This is a genomic window from Aeromonas sp. R2-4, assembly GCF_040908365.1.
Lineage (GTDB): Bacteria > Pseudomonadota > Gammaproteobacteria > Enterobacterales > Aeromonadaceae > Aeromonas > Aeromonas veronii.
In genome coordinates this window covers 1-14,561 of the sequence record NZ_JBFODO010000034.1, presented here as the reverse complement: position 1 = coordinate 14,561, position 14,561 = coordinate 1, and the positions used below count along the sequence as shown (strand labels likewise).

Here is a 14,561-nt window from a genome sequence, read left to right as displayed (position 1 = left end):
GCCCCCGCACCAGCCAACGCGGCCGTGCGGGGGGAACAGCGCTTACGCCCTGTCCGCTTCCAGTTGCCCGACCTTGCCGCCGAGCACTGCATCCATTTTCTTCTCGTCCAGCTGCTTGCAGTATTTGGCGACCACCACAGTGGCAACCCCGTTACCGATCAGGTTGGTCAACGCCCGCGCTTCGGACATAAAGCGGTCGATCCCCAGGATCAGCGCCAAACCAGCCAGTGGCAGATGGCCCACCGCCGAAATGGTCGCTGCCAGCACGATAAAGCCACTACCAGTCACCCCCGCCGCCCCTTTCGAGGAGATCAGCAGTACCACCAGCAGGGTGATCTGTTGGAACAGATCCAGCGGCGTATTGGTAGCTTGGGCGATAAAAATCGCCGCCATAGTCAGATAGATGGAGGTGCCATCCAGGTTAAAGGAGTACCCGGTCGGAATGACCAGCCCCACCACCGATTTCTGGCAACCCAGCTTCTCCATCTTGTCCAGCATCCGCGGCAGTACCGACTCGGAAGAGGAGGTCCCCAGCACGATCAGCAACTCCTCACGAATGTAGGAGATGAAACGCAGGATGCTAAAACCTGAGGCTTTAGCGATGCTGCCCAGCACAATGAAGATAAAGAAGAGGCAGGTGAGATAGAAGCAGGCAATAAGCTGGCCCAGCTGTACCAGTGAACCTACTCCATATTTGCCGATGGTAAATGCCATTGCCCCGAATGCACCGACCGGCGCCAGTTTCATTATCATATTGATAATGCCAAATATGACTTTGGAGAAACTGTCGATGACGCCGAAAATAACCTGTCCCTTTTCACCGATATGATGCAGGGAGAAGCCGAACAGCACCGCAAACAGTAACACCTGCAAGATATTACCGCTGGCAAAGGCACCGATCACACTGCCCGGAATAATATCCAGCAAAAAGGCGATAATGCCCTGGGACTTGGCCTGCTCCGCATAGGCGGAGATGGCGCTGGCATCCAGCGCAGCCGGATCGACGTTCATACCGGCACCCGGTTGCAGCAGGTTGACCACACACAGCCCGATGATCAAGGCGATAGTGCTGACCACCTCGAAGTAGAGCAGAGCAATGGCGCCGGTCTTGCCGACCGCCTTCATACTTTCCATCCCGGCAATGCCGGTAACCACGGTACAGAAAATAACGGGGGCGATGATCATCTTGATCAATTTGACGAAGCCATCACCGAGGGGCTTCATATCGGCGCCCAGTTCCGGATAGACATGCCCCAGAAATACCCCGAGGGTAATCGCGAGCAATACCTGAAAATAGAGGCTGCTAAATAGTTTCTTTCGCATTATTAACGTCCTGTTAATTTAATTGCACATTGTTATGGCAGCAATAAACATGCAGATAGCCGGACGAGATATCTGCGTACCTCACCCGATCCATGCTGTTTCTGCATTACTACGGTCACCACTTTACATGTAATAAAAAACAATTAAGAGACATCAATCACACAACAAAATTAACACCATTAACACTACGGCAACCAATAATTGTTTGCTCACAGATTAATTTTAGTCTTCAACTAAATATGGCAGATATAAAAATGCCCCGCATTGCGGGGCATTTTCATCAGGCATGACAGCGTCGGGATCAGGCCGAGGTATCGAGAGGTTCGAAACCCTTGATCAGGTCATCAATGGCCTTCATCTGTTTGAGGAAGCCTTCCAGCTTCTCCAGCGGCAGGGCACTCGGGCCATCGCAGCGAGCAATTTTCGGATCCGGGTGGGATTCGATAAAGAGACCGGCCAGACCGACCGCCATGCCGGCACGTGCCAGCTCGGTCACCTGTTCGCGACGACCACCGGAGGCGGCACCCAGCGGATCACGGCACTGCAGGGAGTGGGTCACGTCAAAGATCACCGGATAGCCACCGGTGCTCTTCTTCATCACGCCCAGACCCAGCATGTCCACCACCAGGTTGTCGTAGCCGAAATTGGCACCGCGCTCGCACAGGATCAGCTGGTCGTTGCCGCACTCCTCGAACTTGTCGGTGATGTTCTTCATCTGGCTTGGGCTCAGGAACTGCGGCTTCTTGATGTTGATAACGTTGCCGGTGCGGGCCATGGCTTCCACCAGATCGGTCTGGCGTGCCAGGAAAGCGGGCAGCTGGATAACGTCAACCACCTCGGCGACCGGCTTGGCCTGATGGGGTTCGTGCAGATCGGAGATGACCGGCATGCCGAAAGTCGCTTTCAGCTCCTGGAAAATCTTCATCCCCTCTTCCAGACCCGGACCGCGGTAAGAGTGGATGGAGGAGCGGTTGGCCTTGTCCCAGCTCGCCTTGAAGACAAACGGGATGCCCAGCTTGCTGGTCACTTCCACGTACTTCTCGCACACCGCCATCGCCATGTCGCGGGATTCCAGCACGTTCATGCCGCCAAACAGCACGAACGGTTTGTCGTTGGCAACGTCGATCTGGTTGATCTTGATATTCTTCTGTTCCATCTAAGACTTCCTTAATGAAGGGGCCTGAAGCCAAGTTACTCCGTTGCAGCCGAGCGCTGCGGCCTTGATATTCTTCTGTTTAAGTTTCAAGCCGCCCTTAATGGAGGGGCTTGGGGCTCAGATCCAGCGCGGCCAGCTGCACTTTCAGCACATCGGCGACCGGATCGTCCGGGCATTGTTCAATAAAATATTCAAAATCGTCGGCGGCCTGGCGCGGGCAATCGAGCTGCTCGTAGATAAAGCCGCGATCCCGCGTCTCCAGCGGATCGCCGGGCTTCATCCGCAGCAACAGCTCGCTGCAACGCAGCGCCTCGGGCATGCGGTCTTCCCGCAGCAGGGCCCCCTTGCTGACGTTGAGCAGCCGTTCGATGATCTCCCACTGGCCGGAGGGCTGCAGGTAGTCGGGGGTCAGGGTCGCCAAGTCCCCCAACGCACCGCGCAGCAGCAGCTCGATGCGGGCCAGGCTCAGCTCGTCGCCGGTAAAGGGGTCAACATAGACCTCCCCCTCGCCACCGGCAAAGCTCACCAGGAAGTGGCCGGGGAAGCAGATCCCCTCTACATCGAGCCCGAGCTTGCGCCCCAGCTGGATAATGAGAATGCCGAGGCTGACCGGGATCCCCTTGCGCTGAACCAGCACCTGATTGAGATCGCAGTTGTTGGCAGAGAAATAGTCCTGCCAGTCGCCATGAAAACCGAGGCTGTGGTAGAAGCCCTGCAGCAACTGCTGGCGCACCTCGTCGCAGGTGCCCTCTTCGATCTGCTCGTCCAGCCACTCGTCCAGCAGGTTCAACTCGCGGATCCCCTCCTCGACCGAGCCATAAATTTCGTCACTGACTGACAACGCCAGCTCGGTGATGTCGTGGGCTTCGAAATCGGTCCATTCGTCTATGTGTAACATTCTCTTCATGCCTTAGCCGAACACACTCGTCTGTTTGAGCACTGCCAACTTGGCAATAAAGTAGATCCAGCCGAGCGCCCCCAGAAAGGAGCACCAGCGCACCAGATTGCTTTTGGCCAGCCGCAGCGCCATCGCCGCCAGAAATACCAGCACCAGAATGGCCATCAGCTTCTCGCTGAGCCAGGGCGTTCCGTTATTGAGCGGGTTAAGATCCAGCACCATGCAGAGCAATACGCCGGAGAGCACCACCAGACCGTTGAGCCAGCCGCTGACCTTCATCACCGGCGCGCTGTAGGCACGGCCAGTGGCGGTCTGTACCCAGTAGAAGCGGAGCATAAACATCAGCACGGCCCCGGCAATCAGGGTGAGGTGCAGGTGTTTGAGCACAAAAACCATATTCAATCCTTGCATGGGGGCGCACAGGCAACCCGCCGTGTAACAGTAAGGGGCTGTCAGCGCAGCGGGCAGAGGCCCAGCGTCACCCTGTCGTTATCCCCGTAATCACGCACCGTGGCTACCTCGCGGTAGCCGCTATCACGCAGCAACTGACGCACCGCCTCCCCCTGATCCCAGCCATGCTCCAGCAGCAACCAGCCGTCAGGCAACAGATAAGCGGGGGCATGGGCCACGATGTGGCGGATATCGGCCAGCCCGGCGTCATCGGCAACCAGCGCCGAGCGGGGTTCAAAACGCACATCACCCTGCTCGAGATGGGGATCGGCGCCATCAATATAGGGGGGATTGGAGACAATCACCGCAAAACGTGGCGTTTCGTCGCGCTCCGGCTCGCCAAGGGGCTCGAACCAGCTGCCATCGCGCACCTCGATGGGCAATCCCAGCGCGGCGCTGTTCTCGCGGGCCAGCGCCGCGGCATCGGCCATCCGATCCACCGCCCACACATCGACCTCGGGCCGCTCGGACTTGAGCGCCAGCGCGATGGCGCCGGTGCCGGTGCCGAGATCCAGCACGGCGCACGGCCCTTGCGGGATTCTGGTCAGCGCCTGCTCGACCAGCACCTCGGTATCGGGGCGCGGGATCAGGGTCGCCGGGCTCACTTTCAGCGGCAGCGACCAGAACTCCCGCTCGCCCACCAGATGGGCGATGGGTTCGCCATTGAGACGACGGGCCAGCCACCCCTGCAGGGTGGCCTGCTGGGCGGCATCCAGCTCACGCTCGGGCCAGGTCATCAGATAGCTGCGACGGCAATCGAGCAGATGACAGAGCAGTACATCGGCGTCGGCGCGGGGGGATTCTCCCCCAGCCAGCACGGTCATGATATGGGCGCGGGCCTGCTGGATCTGCATCAGTGCCACTCCACCTTATGGGCACAACACTTAATGCGAGCTTGCCGGATCACCATTTGCATCAGTTGTTCTCGGCCAGCGAGGCAAGCTGATCGGCCTGATACTCCTGCACCAGCGGCGTGATGACGCAGTCCAGCTCCCCTTCCAAAATTTCGGAGAGGCGATAGAGGGTCAGGTTGATGCGATGCTCGGAGAGGCGGCCCTGCGGGTAGTTGTAGGTACGAATGCGCTCGGAGCGATCGCCGGAGCCCACCAGATTGCGGCGGGTGCTCTGCTCGGCAGCGCGGTGGCGCTCATCCTCGGCCGCTTGCAGGCGGGCGGAGAGCACCGACATCGCCTTGGCGCGGTTCTTGTGCTGGGAACGCTCGTCCTGACACTCCACCACCAGACCGGTCGGCAGGTGGGTGATGCGGATGGCCGAGTCGGTCTTGTTGACATGCTGACCGCCGGCACCGGAGGCGCGGAAGGTGTCGATCTTCAAGTCGGAAGGGTTGATCTCGATCTGCTCGGCTTCCGGCACTTCCGGCAGCACGGCGACGGTACAGGCGGAGGTGTGCACACGGCCTTGAGACTCGGTCTCCGGCACCCGCTGCACCCGGTGACCACCGGATTCAAACTTGAGGCGGCCATAGACGCACTCGCCGTCGATCTTGGCGATCACCTCCTTGTAGCCACCGTATTCACCGTCATTGCAGCTGACGATGGAGACGCGCCAGCCCTGACGCTCGGCAAACCGTGAATACATGCGGAACAGGTCACCGGCAAAGATGGCCGCTTCGTCGCCACCGGCACCGGCGCGGATCTCCAGATAGCAGTTGTTGTCATCCTTGGGATCCTTGGGCAGCAACATCAGTTGCAGCTCCTGCTCCAGCGCCTCCAGATTGGCCTTGGCCAGCGGCAGCTCCTCCTGCGCCATCTCGCGCAGGTCGGCATCGTCCTCCTCCAGCATCATCTGGGTGGTCTCCAGATCATCCTGAGCCTGACGGTAACGCTGGAAGGCATGAACGATATCTTCCAGCTGGGCATATTCGCGGGTCAGGGCGCGGTAGCGATCCTGATCCGAGACCACATCCGGCTCGCCGAGCATGGCCTGTACTTCTTCGTGGCGCTCGATGAGGCCTTCCAGCTTTCTGATCAGTGACGGATTCATAACTCTTGCATTCTCAATGGAGGACGGGACAACCGGCAGGTTGCCCGAAAATTATGGCTCTTGTGACAACCCCAGCGCCTGCCGCAAGCGGGAGAGCTCGCTCTGATCCCCCTGGGAGGCAGCCTGGCGCAACGCCTGGGTCGGCGCGTGGATCAATTTGTTGGTGAGGCGATGGGCCATCGCCTTGAGCGCCTGTTCGGCACTCTCGCCCTGCGCCAATGCCAGCAGGGCCCGTTGCAACTCTTCATCAGCCACTTGCTGGGACTGATGGCGGTAATCGCGAATGAGATCGACCGAGCTCTGGCCGCGATACCAGCCCATAAACTCGTCGCGCTCTTCCTGCACGATCACTTCCGCCTGCGCGGCAGCCCGTTTACGGGTTTCGAGGTTCTGCTCGATGATCCCCTGCAAATCATCCACCGTGTAGAGATAGGCATCGGAGAGCTCATCGACTTCGGCTTCGATGTCGCGCGGCACGGCAATATCCACCAGAAACATGGGCTTGAAGCGGCGGGCCTTCAGCGCGCGCTCCACCATCCCCTTGCCGATGATGGGCAGGGGACTGGCGGTCGAGCTGATGACAATATCCGCCTCGTGCAGATAGTCGGGGATCTCTTCGAGCGTCATCACCTGGGCACCGAATTCAGCCGCCAGGGTCTGGGCACGCTGCAGGGTGCGGTTGGCCACCATCATCTTGGTGACGTTCTGCTCGCGCAGATGACGGGCCACCAGTTCGATGGTCTCCCCCGCCCCGACCAGCAGTACCTTGGTCTGGGAGAGATCGGAGAAGATCCGCCGACCCAGACTGACGGCGGCAAACGCCACCGACACGGCACTGGCGCCAATCTCGGTATCGGTACGCACTCTTTTCGCCACCGAGAAGGATTTCTGGAACAGCCGCTCCAGCGCCCCCTTCACCGACTCCGCCTGCTGGGCATGAGCGTAGGATTGCTTAATCTGCCCCAGGATCTGCGGCTCCCCCAACACCAGCGAGTCAAGCCCGCACGCCACCCGCATCAGGTGGCGCACCGCCTCTTCATCGTGATGCTGATAGATGGCAGTGACCAGTTCGGCCGCGTCCAGCCCGTGGAACTGCTGCAGCCAGCGCAGCACTTGCTCCTGCCGCTCCTCCTCCAGATTGCAATAGAGTTCGGTCCGGTTGCAGGTGGAGACGATCACCGCCTCGCTGACACCGGGTTGGCTCACCAGCTCACGCAAGGCGCGATCGATGCAGTCCGGGCCAAAGGCGACCCGTTCCCGCAAGGCGACACTGGCGGTGTTGTGGTTGATTCCGAGGGCAAGCAAACTCATGAGTGGGCGACGATCATTTCATACGCTGGGTGCAAAGGCTGCCAATTGTACGAGAAAGGGTAAGTCTTTAAAAGCAATACGGCCGCCCCGTATACTGTGGCAAATTCCTCTCTCTGGAGCCGTCTCTTGCTGCTACGTATTTTTACCCTCACCTGCCTGCTGTTGCTGGCCGGTTGTGCCACTACCCAGCCCCAGCGTGACCAGGTGAACTGGAACCAGGAGCGGGCCCGCCTCGAGCAGCTGACCCACTGGCAGCTCTCCGGCAAGATGGCCATCATCACCCCCCAGCAAAAGGGCAGCGCCCGTCTCAACTGGCAGCAGGATGGGGAGGATTATCGCCTCAACCTCACCAGCCTGATTGGCACCAGCATTCTGGAGCTCTCCCGCAGCAAGGGGGAGATCACCCTGCTCGACAGCGATGGCAATCGCCACCAGAGCCAGGATGCCGAAGCGCTCATCTATCAACTGACCGGCTGGAATATTCCGGTTGCGGGATTGCCAGAGTGGATCAAGGGGCTGCCGGGTCAGGCGGAGTTTGAACTCAACCCCGACAGCAGTCTGGCCAGCGTGCGCGACGGCCAGTGGCAGATCGTCTATGGCGATTATCGGGATCAGGATGGCTACCGCCTGCCGCACCAGCTGACCATGACCGGCCAGAACAGCCGCCTCAAGCTTCAGATCAACCAATGGACTCTTGCACGTTAATGGCTTCCACACGCTGGCCGGCACCGGCCAAACTCAACCTGTTTCTACACGTCAATGGCCGTCGTCCCGATGGCTATCACGAGCTGCAGACCCTGTTTATCTTCCTCAACCACAGCGACTGGCTCGAGTTCGAGGTGATACCGAATAGCGACACACTCACCTTGAGCCCGGCCATTCCCGGGGTGCCGGATGAGCAGAATCTGATTATCCGCGCGGCGCGCCTGCTGCAGGCAAAGCTGCTGAGCCCGCAGGGAGCCCATATCCGGCTGGAAAAGGTGCTACCCATGGGCGGCGGCATCGGCGGCGGCTCATCCGATGCAGCAACCACGCTGGTGGCGCTTAACCACCTCTGGCAAGCGGGTTTGAGTGAAGATGAACTGGCAGCGCTTGGCGTCCAGCTGGGGGCCGATGTGCCGGTGTTTGTCCGTGGCAAGGCGGCCTTTGCCGAAGGAGTGGGCGAGCGGCTGCAACCAGTCGAACTGCCCGATGCCTGGTATCTGGTACTCAAGCCCGATTGCCATGTGGCGACCGCAGCCGTATTCCAGGATCCGGACCTGCCGAGAGCCACGCCGAAAATGGCGCTGGACAACCTGCTGGAAGGCGAGTGGAAAAACGATTGCGAATCACTGGTGAAAAAGCGCCACCCCGAGGTTGCCAATGCGCTCGGCTGGTTGCTAGAATACGCGCCGTCAAGAATGACGGGCACAGGAGCCTGCGTCTTTGCTCAATTTGAAGACGAAGTGACTGCTCGGGAAGTGTTGGCCTGCGTGCCGAAGGGACTTGATGGGTTTGTCGCCAAGGGCGAGAACATATCACCTCTCTTCTCCACATTGCAACAGTTCAAATGATTGGGGTATCGCCAAGCGGTAAGGCAGCGGGTTTTGATCTCGCCATTCCTAGGTTCGAATCCTAGTACCCCAGCCAATTTTACCGAACGGTATTGATGATGATTAACGTGGCCGGTTTTGCACTCGGCCACGGATTCGGGTTACCGGTATCATCACATTCATTGGGCAGCAGACACCTTGTACGTTATCTTGATAAATCGTTTGCCCCAAAACGATAGGGTCTGATTTCAGACTCCCCCACATACTGGATGCAACCCCGAGGTTTCAAACCGTGCCTGACATGAAGCTGTTTGCTGGTAACGCAACGCCGGAACTAGCCCAGAAGATCGCAGATCGCCTGTTTATCAAACTCGGCAATGCTGCCGTAGGTCGCTTTAGCGACGGCGAGATCAGCGTACAGATCAATGAGAATGTACGTGGTGGCGATATCTTCATCATTCAATCCACCTGTGCCCCGACCAACGACAATTTGATGGAATTGATCGTCATGGTGGATGCTCTGCGTCGTGCTTCAGCTGGCCGTATCACTGCCGTTATCCCCTACTTTGGTTATGCCCGTCAGGACCGCCGCGTCCGCTCCGCCCGTGTACCCATCACCGCCAAGGTTGTCGCTGACTTCCTCTCCAGCGTCGGTGTGGATCGCGTGCTGACCGTTGACCTGCATGCCGAGCAAATTCAAGGTTTCTTCGACGTTCCGGTAGACAACGTGTTCGGTAGCCCGGTGCTGCTGGAAGACATGAAGTCCAAGAACCTCGAGTCTCCTGTCGTTGTCTCCCCGGACATCGGTGGCGTCGTGCGTGCCCGCGCCATCGCCAAGTTGCTGGATGACACCGACATCGCCATCATCGACAAGCGCCGTCCCCGCCCGAACGTCTCCCAGGTCATGCACCTGATCGGTGACGTTGCCGGCCGCGACTGCATCATCGTTGATGACATGATCGACACCGGCGGCACCCTGTGCAAAGCCGCAGAGGCCCTGAAAGAGCGCGGTGCCAAGCGTGTATTCGCCTACGCTACCCACCCGGTCTTCTCCGGTTCCGCCGTCGAGAACATCAAGAACTCCGTGATCGATGAACTGATCATCACCGACTCCATCCCGCTCACTGCGGAGATGAAAGCGGTCGGCAAGGTCAAGCAGCTGACGCTGTCAACTGTACTGGCCGAAGCCATTCGTCGCATCAGCAACGAAGAGTCCATCTCTGCCATGTTTGAGCATTGATAGATTCAGCAATAACGAAAACCGCCATCAGGCGGTTTTCGTCTTTCTGGACCTTCTCTTTCCAACTTTCTGCTATCTGGTACGACCCTGCCCCCGGCAGGCTTAAGGATTTACCCATGAATTGCTTGCGTCCCCTCCTGCTAGCGACCCTCACCTCCGCCCTGTTCGCCTGTCAGCCCGCCAAAGAGAACCCGCCCTTTGTGCTGACCCTTGCTCACATGAACGACACCCACTCCCAGTTTGATCCGGTCAATGCCGAGATCAAAGGGCAGATTTTTGCCCAGCAGGGGGAGACGGACACCCTCTATACCCGCTTTGGCGGTTATCCGCGCCTGCTGACCATGGCGAAAGCCTATCAGGCCGATGCGCTGGCCAAGAACCAACCCTTGCTGCTGCTGCACGGCGGCGATGCCTGGCAGGGCAGTGGCTACTTCAAGCTCAACGAGGGGATGGCCAATGCCGAGTTGCTGAGCCAGTTCGGCCTTGATGCCATGGCGCTGGGCAACCACGAGTTCGATCTGGATAACCAGAAGCTGGCCCGCTTCATCGAGGGGGTCAACTTCCCTGTGCTGGCCGCCAACCTCGACACCAAGGCCGATCCGGCCCTCAGCAAGGCTGACAACCTCAAGCCCTTCGTGGTCTACGCCTTTGACGGCAACCAGAAGAGTCCGGTCACCGATCTCGACAACCTGCCGCAAGGCAAGCAACTGGTCGCCGTCATCGGTCTGGTGCTGGAAGACATGGGCAATATCGCCCCCAACGTCGGCAAGCTGCGCTTTGGCAAGGAGGTCACCTCGGCTCAGGCCACGGTCGACATGCTGCAAGCCAAGGGGATCCATCAGATCGTGGCGCTCACCCACATCGGCAACGAGCGGGATCTGGCACTGGCCGCCAAGGTAAACGGCCTCGATGCCATCGTCGGCGGCCACTCCCACAGCTTGCTCGGCGATTTTCGCAATATCGGCTGGGGCAAGACCGGCGATTACGCCAAGCTGGTGACCAATCCGGATGGCATCGGCAAAACCTGCGTGGTGCAGGCGGGCTCCTATGCCCAGGCCATCGGCCTGGCTCAGGTGACCTTTGACAGCCAGGGTCAGGTGACCGACTGCCAGGGCCACAACAGCCTGCTGGCCAGCCGCGATTTCTTCGCCGATGCGTCGCGCAAGCAAGCGCTCGACGACGCCCGCAGCAAAGAGGCAAGCCAGTTTGTCGACAACCAGCCCAATCTGGTGACCGTGGATGAAGATCCGCGCCTGCGCGGCATCATCGACAGCCACTACAAACCGGCGCTGGAGAAAGCTTATGGCCCGGTGATCGGCACCATCCCCGAGCAGCTGCAAAATGCCCGTCGCCCCGGCGACAACGGCAGCGACAGCCACGGCTCAGATGTAGCGCCGCTGGTTGCCGAAGGGGAGTTCTACTGGGCCAATACCCCGGCCGTTCAGGCCCTGACCGGTGGCCCGATCGATTTTTCTCTGGTGGCGGTGGGCGGCGTGCGTGCCGACCTGCCTGCAGGAGAATGGCGCGAAGGGGATAGCGCCCTCACCCTGCTGCCGTTCAAGAACCAGCTCTCGGTGCTTACCCTGACCGGCGCCGAGGTCCGCGCCCTGCTGACCGAGACCATCACCGCCACCCTGCCCGCCAGCGCCCATGCCGGCAAGTTCCCCTATGGCGGCCACCTGCGTTACACCTTCCAGGAGACCGACGCAGGCAAGGCGGGCATCCTGACCCAATTGCAGCGCAAGACCGCAAGCGGCGAGTGGCAAGATCTGGTGGATAGCCAGCACTATCGGGTAGTGATGAACGCCTACAGCGCCAACGGCAACGATGGCTGGCAGGCACTGGCCAATGCCCAGCGCCACCAGAGCGAGCGGGTCGATATCGCCAGCGTCAATGGCAAACTGACCGCCTTCCCGGTGCTGAAGGTGGCACAAAACGGTGAACTGCTCGGCGCCGTCTATACCCCGGGCCAGCCCCTCGATTGCAAAGCCAGCGGCGTGGATTGCGGCACCGATGCAGCGTCTTTCGTGGAGTATGTGCGCGATGCCCGTCCCACCCTGACCGCACTGGATGAAGAGACCGTCACCCTGCTGCGTGCCAAATAACGACGGTAGTCAACCGGGCACAATCCATCGGTAAGCTGAAACGGGCCTCTTGCAAGAGGCCCGTTTGCCCACCGTTATCCACCCATTGGCCGCAATAATGCTGCAAATCCCGCCATAACATGCGCATTGGTTGAGTGATCGCCACTCGGCGGCTAGAATATTGCGTCCTATTGCCCTGGGTAGTGTGCCCACGGCAGCTGCGAGTGAAGACATCAAGCGTGACAAGCGAAATCAAACTGATCGTCGGACTGGGCAACCCCGGCCCGGAATATGCCAAGACCCGCCACAACGCGGGCGCCTGGTATGTGGAGCAACTGGCCCGCTGGCACAATGTCAGCCTGCGTGAAGAACCCAAGTTCTTCGGCCATACTGCCCGCATCCTGGTCGAGGGGCAGGATGTGCGGCTGCTCATCCCGAACACCTATATGAACCTCTCTGGCAAGGCGGTGGCCGCACTGGCGCGTTTTTATCAGATTGAGCCGGAAGCGATGCTGGTAGCCCATGACGAACTGGATCTGCCGCCGGGCATCGCCAAGTTCAAGCAGGGTGGTGGTCACGGTGGCCATAACGGCCTCAAGGACATCATCGCCAAGATGGGCAACAACAATAACTTCTTCCGGCTGCGTCTCGGGATCGGCCATCCCGGCAGCAAAGAGCAGGTGGCTGGCTTCGTCCTGACCAAGGCCCCCAGCAGTGAACAGAACCTGATCGACGCCGCGCTGGACGAGTCCCTGCGCGCCACCGACATCCTGTTCAAACAAGATATGACCAAGGCCATGAATCGCTTGCACAGCTTCAAGGCTGAAAAGGGTTAGGTCGGTTTGACCCTGTACGGGCATTGTGCCGGTACATGAGCAACGACCAGAACAAGCATGACATGGGCCGCCTGCGGGCGACCCCCAACAGCATCCATCAAGTAAGGTAACAATCCATGGGTTTTAAATGCGGTATCGTGGGCCTGCCCAATGTAGGTAAATCCACCCTGTTCAACGCGCTGACCAAGGCCGGTATCGAAGCCGCCAACTTCCCCTTCTGCACCATCGAGCCGAACACTGGTGTGGTGCCGATGCCGGATCCCCGCCTCGATCAGCTGGCTGCCATCATCAATCCGCAGCGCGTTGTGCCGACCACCATGGAATTCGTCGACATCGCCGGTCTGGTTGCCGGTGCCTCCAAGGGTGAAGGTCTGGGTAACCAGTTCCTGGCCAACATCCGTGAAACCGAAGCGATCGGCCACGTTGTGCGCTGCTTCGATGACGAGAACATCATTCACGTTGCCGGCAAGGTCTCTCCCGCTGACGACATCGAAGTGATCAACACCGAGCTGGCCCTGTCGGACCTGGACGCCTGCGAGCGCGCCATTCACCGTCAGTCCAAGCGTGCCAAAGGCGGCGACAAGGATGCCAAGCTGGAAGTGGAAACCCTGGAGAAGATCAAGGTCGCGCTGGAAAACGGTCAGATGATCCGCGGCATGAAGCTGGATAAAGAAGAGCTGGCCGCTGTCAGCCACCTCAACTTCCTGACCCTGAAACCCACCATGTATATCGCCAACGTGGCGGAAGATGGCTTCGAGAATAACCCCTATCTGGACAAGGTGCGTGAAATCGCCGCCGCCGAGAACGCGGTTGTCGTGGTCGTCTGCTGTGCTATTGAAGCCGACATCGCCGAACTGGACGACGAAGATCGCGCCGAGTTCATGGCAGACCTGGGCATCGAAGAACCGGGCCTGAACCGCGTTATCCGCTCCGGCTACCAGCTGCTCAACCTGCAGACCTACTTCACCGCCGGTGTGAAAGAGGTACGCGCCTGGACTATTCCGGTCGGTGCCACCGCCCCGCAAGCGGCTGGCAAGATCCACACTGACTTTGAAAAAGGCTTTATTCGCGCCCAAACCATCGCCTTTGAAGACTTTATCAACTACAAGGGTGAGCAAGGCGCCAAGGAAGCGGGCAAGATGCGCGCTGAAGGGAAAGATTACATCGTCAAAGATGGCGATATCATGAACTTCCTGTTCAACGTCTAATCCCATGACAGGCCAGCATTTGCTGGCCTGTTTTTTATCTGCCATTGCCCGGGCAATCATGGCAATGTCTTAAAAAAAAGCAGATTGTTGGGCTTTTGCGCAACAGAGACCAATAACTGGTCAAACGCACTCAAATTGCGTTTTTCTGGCAAAAAAAGGGTTGACGCCCCAGAGCCAGATACGCATAATTCGGCCCGCACGGTGACGAGGTAACGACTCACCGGAAGCAAGGTTGGCTATGTAGCTCAGTTGGTTAGAGCATCGCACTCATAATGCGGGGGTCACAGGTTCGAATCCCGTCATAGCCACCATCTATAGTTGGGGTATCGCCAAGCGGTAAGGCAGCGGGTTTTGATCTCGCCATCCCTAGGTTCGAATCCTAGTACCCCAGCCATTTTTAAAAGTTCTTTGCCAGTCTCGCGACTGTTGAGGAACGCTGTTGGGGTATCGCCAAGCGGTAAGGCAGCGGGTTTTGATCTCGCCATCCCTAGGTTCGAATCCTAGTACCCCAGCCATTTT

At 59.2% G+C, this 14,561-nt stretch carries 13 protein-coding genes and 4 tRNA genes; 10 read left to right on the top strand and 7 right to left on the bottom strand.

From position 1 onward, the window contains the following. Positions 1-42: 42 nt before the first annotated feature. From AB5Z05_RS14010 to hemA, 7 genes are all read right to left on the bottom strand, one after another. Positions 43-1,323, bottom strand: coding sequence for a dicarboxylate/amino acid:cation symporter (locus AB5Z05_RS14010; protein ID WP_204482816.1), 1,281 nt, complete (start codon positions 1,321-1,323; stop codon positions 43-45). Positions 1,324-1,624: 301 nt separating this feature from the next. Then, positions 1,625-2,479, bottom strand: coding sequence for a 3-deoxy-8-phosphooctulonate synthase (gene kdsA / locus AB5Z05_RS14005; protein WP_005334937.1), 855 nt, complete (start codon positions 2,477-2,479; stop codon positions 1,625-1,627). 97 nt (positions 2,480-2,576) lie between these two features. Continuing rightward, entirely contained in the window at positions 2,577-3,377 is an 801-nt protein-coding gene (locus tag AB5Z05_RS14000) for a SirB1 family protein (RefSeq protein ID WP_005362204.1), read from the bottom strand. Between the two features lie 12 nt (positions 3,378-3,389). Continuing rightward, on the bottom strand, positions 3,390-3,773 hold the full coding sequence (locus tag AB5Z05_RS13995; RefSeq protein WP_005334939.1) for a SirB2 family protein: 384 nt from the start codon (positions 3,771-3,773) through the stop codon (positions 3,390-3,392). A 56-nt stretch (positions 3,774-3,829) separates the two neighbouring features. Next, a complete protein-coding gene (gene prmC / locus AB5Z05_RS13990; protein WP_368151955.1) occupies positions 3,830-4,681 on the bottom strand; it encodes a peptide chain release factor N(5)-glutamine methyltransferase in 852 nt (283 codons plus the stop codon). Between the two features lie 61 nt (positions 4,682-4,742). Further along, complete coding sequence (prfA, locus tag AB5Z05_RS13985) at positions 4,743-5,831, bottom strand: peptide chain release factor 1 (RefSeq protein WP_368151953.1); 1,089 nt, start codon at positions 5,829-5,831, stop codon at positions 4,743-4,745. 51 nt (positions 5,832-5,882) lie between these two features. Beyond that, positions 5,883-7,142, bottom strand: coding sequence for a glutamyl-tRNA reductase (gene hemA, locus AB5Z05_RS13980; protein WP_005362209.1), 1,260 nt, complete (start codon positions 7,140-7,142; stop codon positions 5,883-5,885). A gap of 126 nt (positions 7,143-7,268) precedes the next feature. On the opposite strand from hemA, the gene lolB reads away from it, so the two are divergent. From lolB to AB5Z05_RS13930, 10 genes are all read left to right on the top strand, one after another. Beyond that, positions 7,269-7,847 carry a lipoprotein insertase outer membrane protein LolB gene (lolB, locus tag AB5Z05_RS13975; protein ID WP_005334955.1) on the top strand — a complete coding sequence of 193 codons (579 nt, stop codon included), beginning with the start codon at positions 7,269-7,271 and terminating at the stop codon, positions 7,845-7,847. Next, on the top strand, positions 7,847-8,695 hold the full coding sequence (gene ispE / locus AB5Z05_RS13970; protein ID WP_076491303.1) for a 4-(cytidine 5'-diphospho)-2-C-methyl-D-erythritol kinase: 849 nt from the start codon (positions 7,847-7,849) through the stop codon (positions 8,693-8,695). The genes lolB and ispE overlap by 1 nt, the downstream gene beginning before the upstream one ends. A gap of 1 nt (position 8,696) precedes the next feature. Next, positions 8,697-8,771 (top strand) — tRNA-Gln (locus AB5Z05_RS13965). A 195-nt stretch (positions 8,772-8,966) separates the two neighbouring features. Beyond that, positions 8,967-9,914, top strand: a complete 948-nt coding sequence (locus AB5Z05_RS13960) for a ribose-phosphate pyrophosphokinase (protein ID WP_005343846.1) — start codon at positions 8,967-8,969, stop codon at positions 9,912-9,914. A gap of 116 nt (positions 9,915-10,030) precedes the next feature. Then, positions 10,031-12,019, top strand: coding sequence for a bifunctional UDP-sugar hydrolase/5'-nucleotidase (locus AB5Z05_RS13955; RefSeq protein WP_368151950.1), 1,989 nt, complete (start codon positions 10,031-10,033; stop codon positions 12,017-12,019). Between the two features lie 218 nt (positions 12,020-12,237). Further along, positions 12,238-12,834, top strand: a complete 597-nt coding sequence (pth, locus tag AB5Z05_RS13950) for an aminoacyl-tRNA hydrolase (protein WP_005334960.1) — start codon at positions 12,238-12,240, stop codon at positions 12,832-12,834. A 116-nt stretch (positions 12,835-12,950) separates the two neighbouring features. Beyond that, positions 12,951-14,042, top strand: coding sequence for a redox-regulated ATPase YchF (ychF, locus tag AB5Z05_RS13945; RefSeq protein ID WP_005334961.1), 1,092 nt, complete (start codon positions 12,951-12,953; stop codon positions 14,040-14,042). Positions 14,043-14,276: 234 nt separating this feature from the next. Beyond that, a tRNA-Met gene (locus AB5Z05_RS13940) sits at positions 14,277-14,353 on the top strand. An 8-nt stretch (positions 14,354-14,361) separates the two neighbouring features. Further along, positions 14,362-14,436 (top strand) — tRNA-Gln (locus AB5Z05_RS13935). A 46-nt stretch (positions 14,437-14,482) separates the two neighbouring features. Further along, positions 14,483-14,557: transfer RNA gene (locus tag AB5Z05_RS13930), tRNA-Gln, on the top strand. Positions 14,558-14,561: the final 4 nt, after the last annotated feature.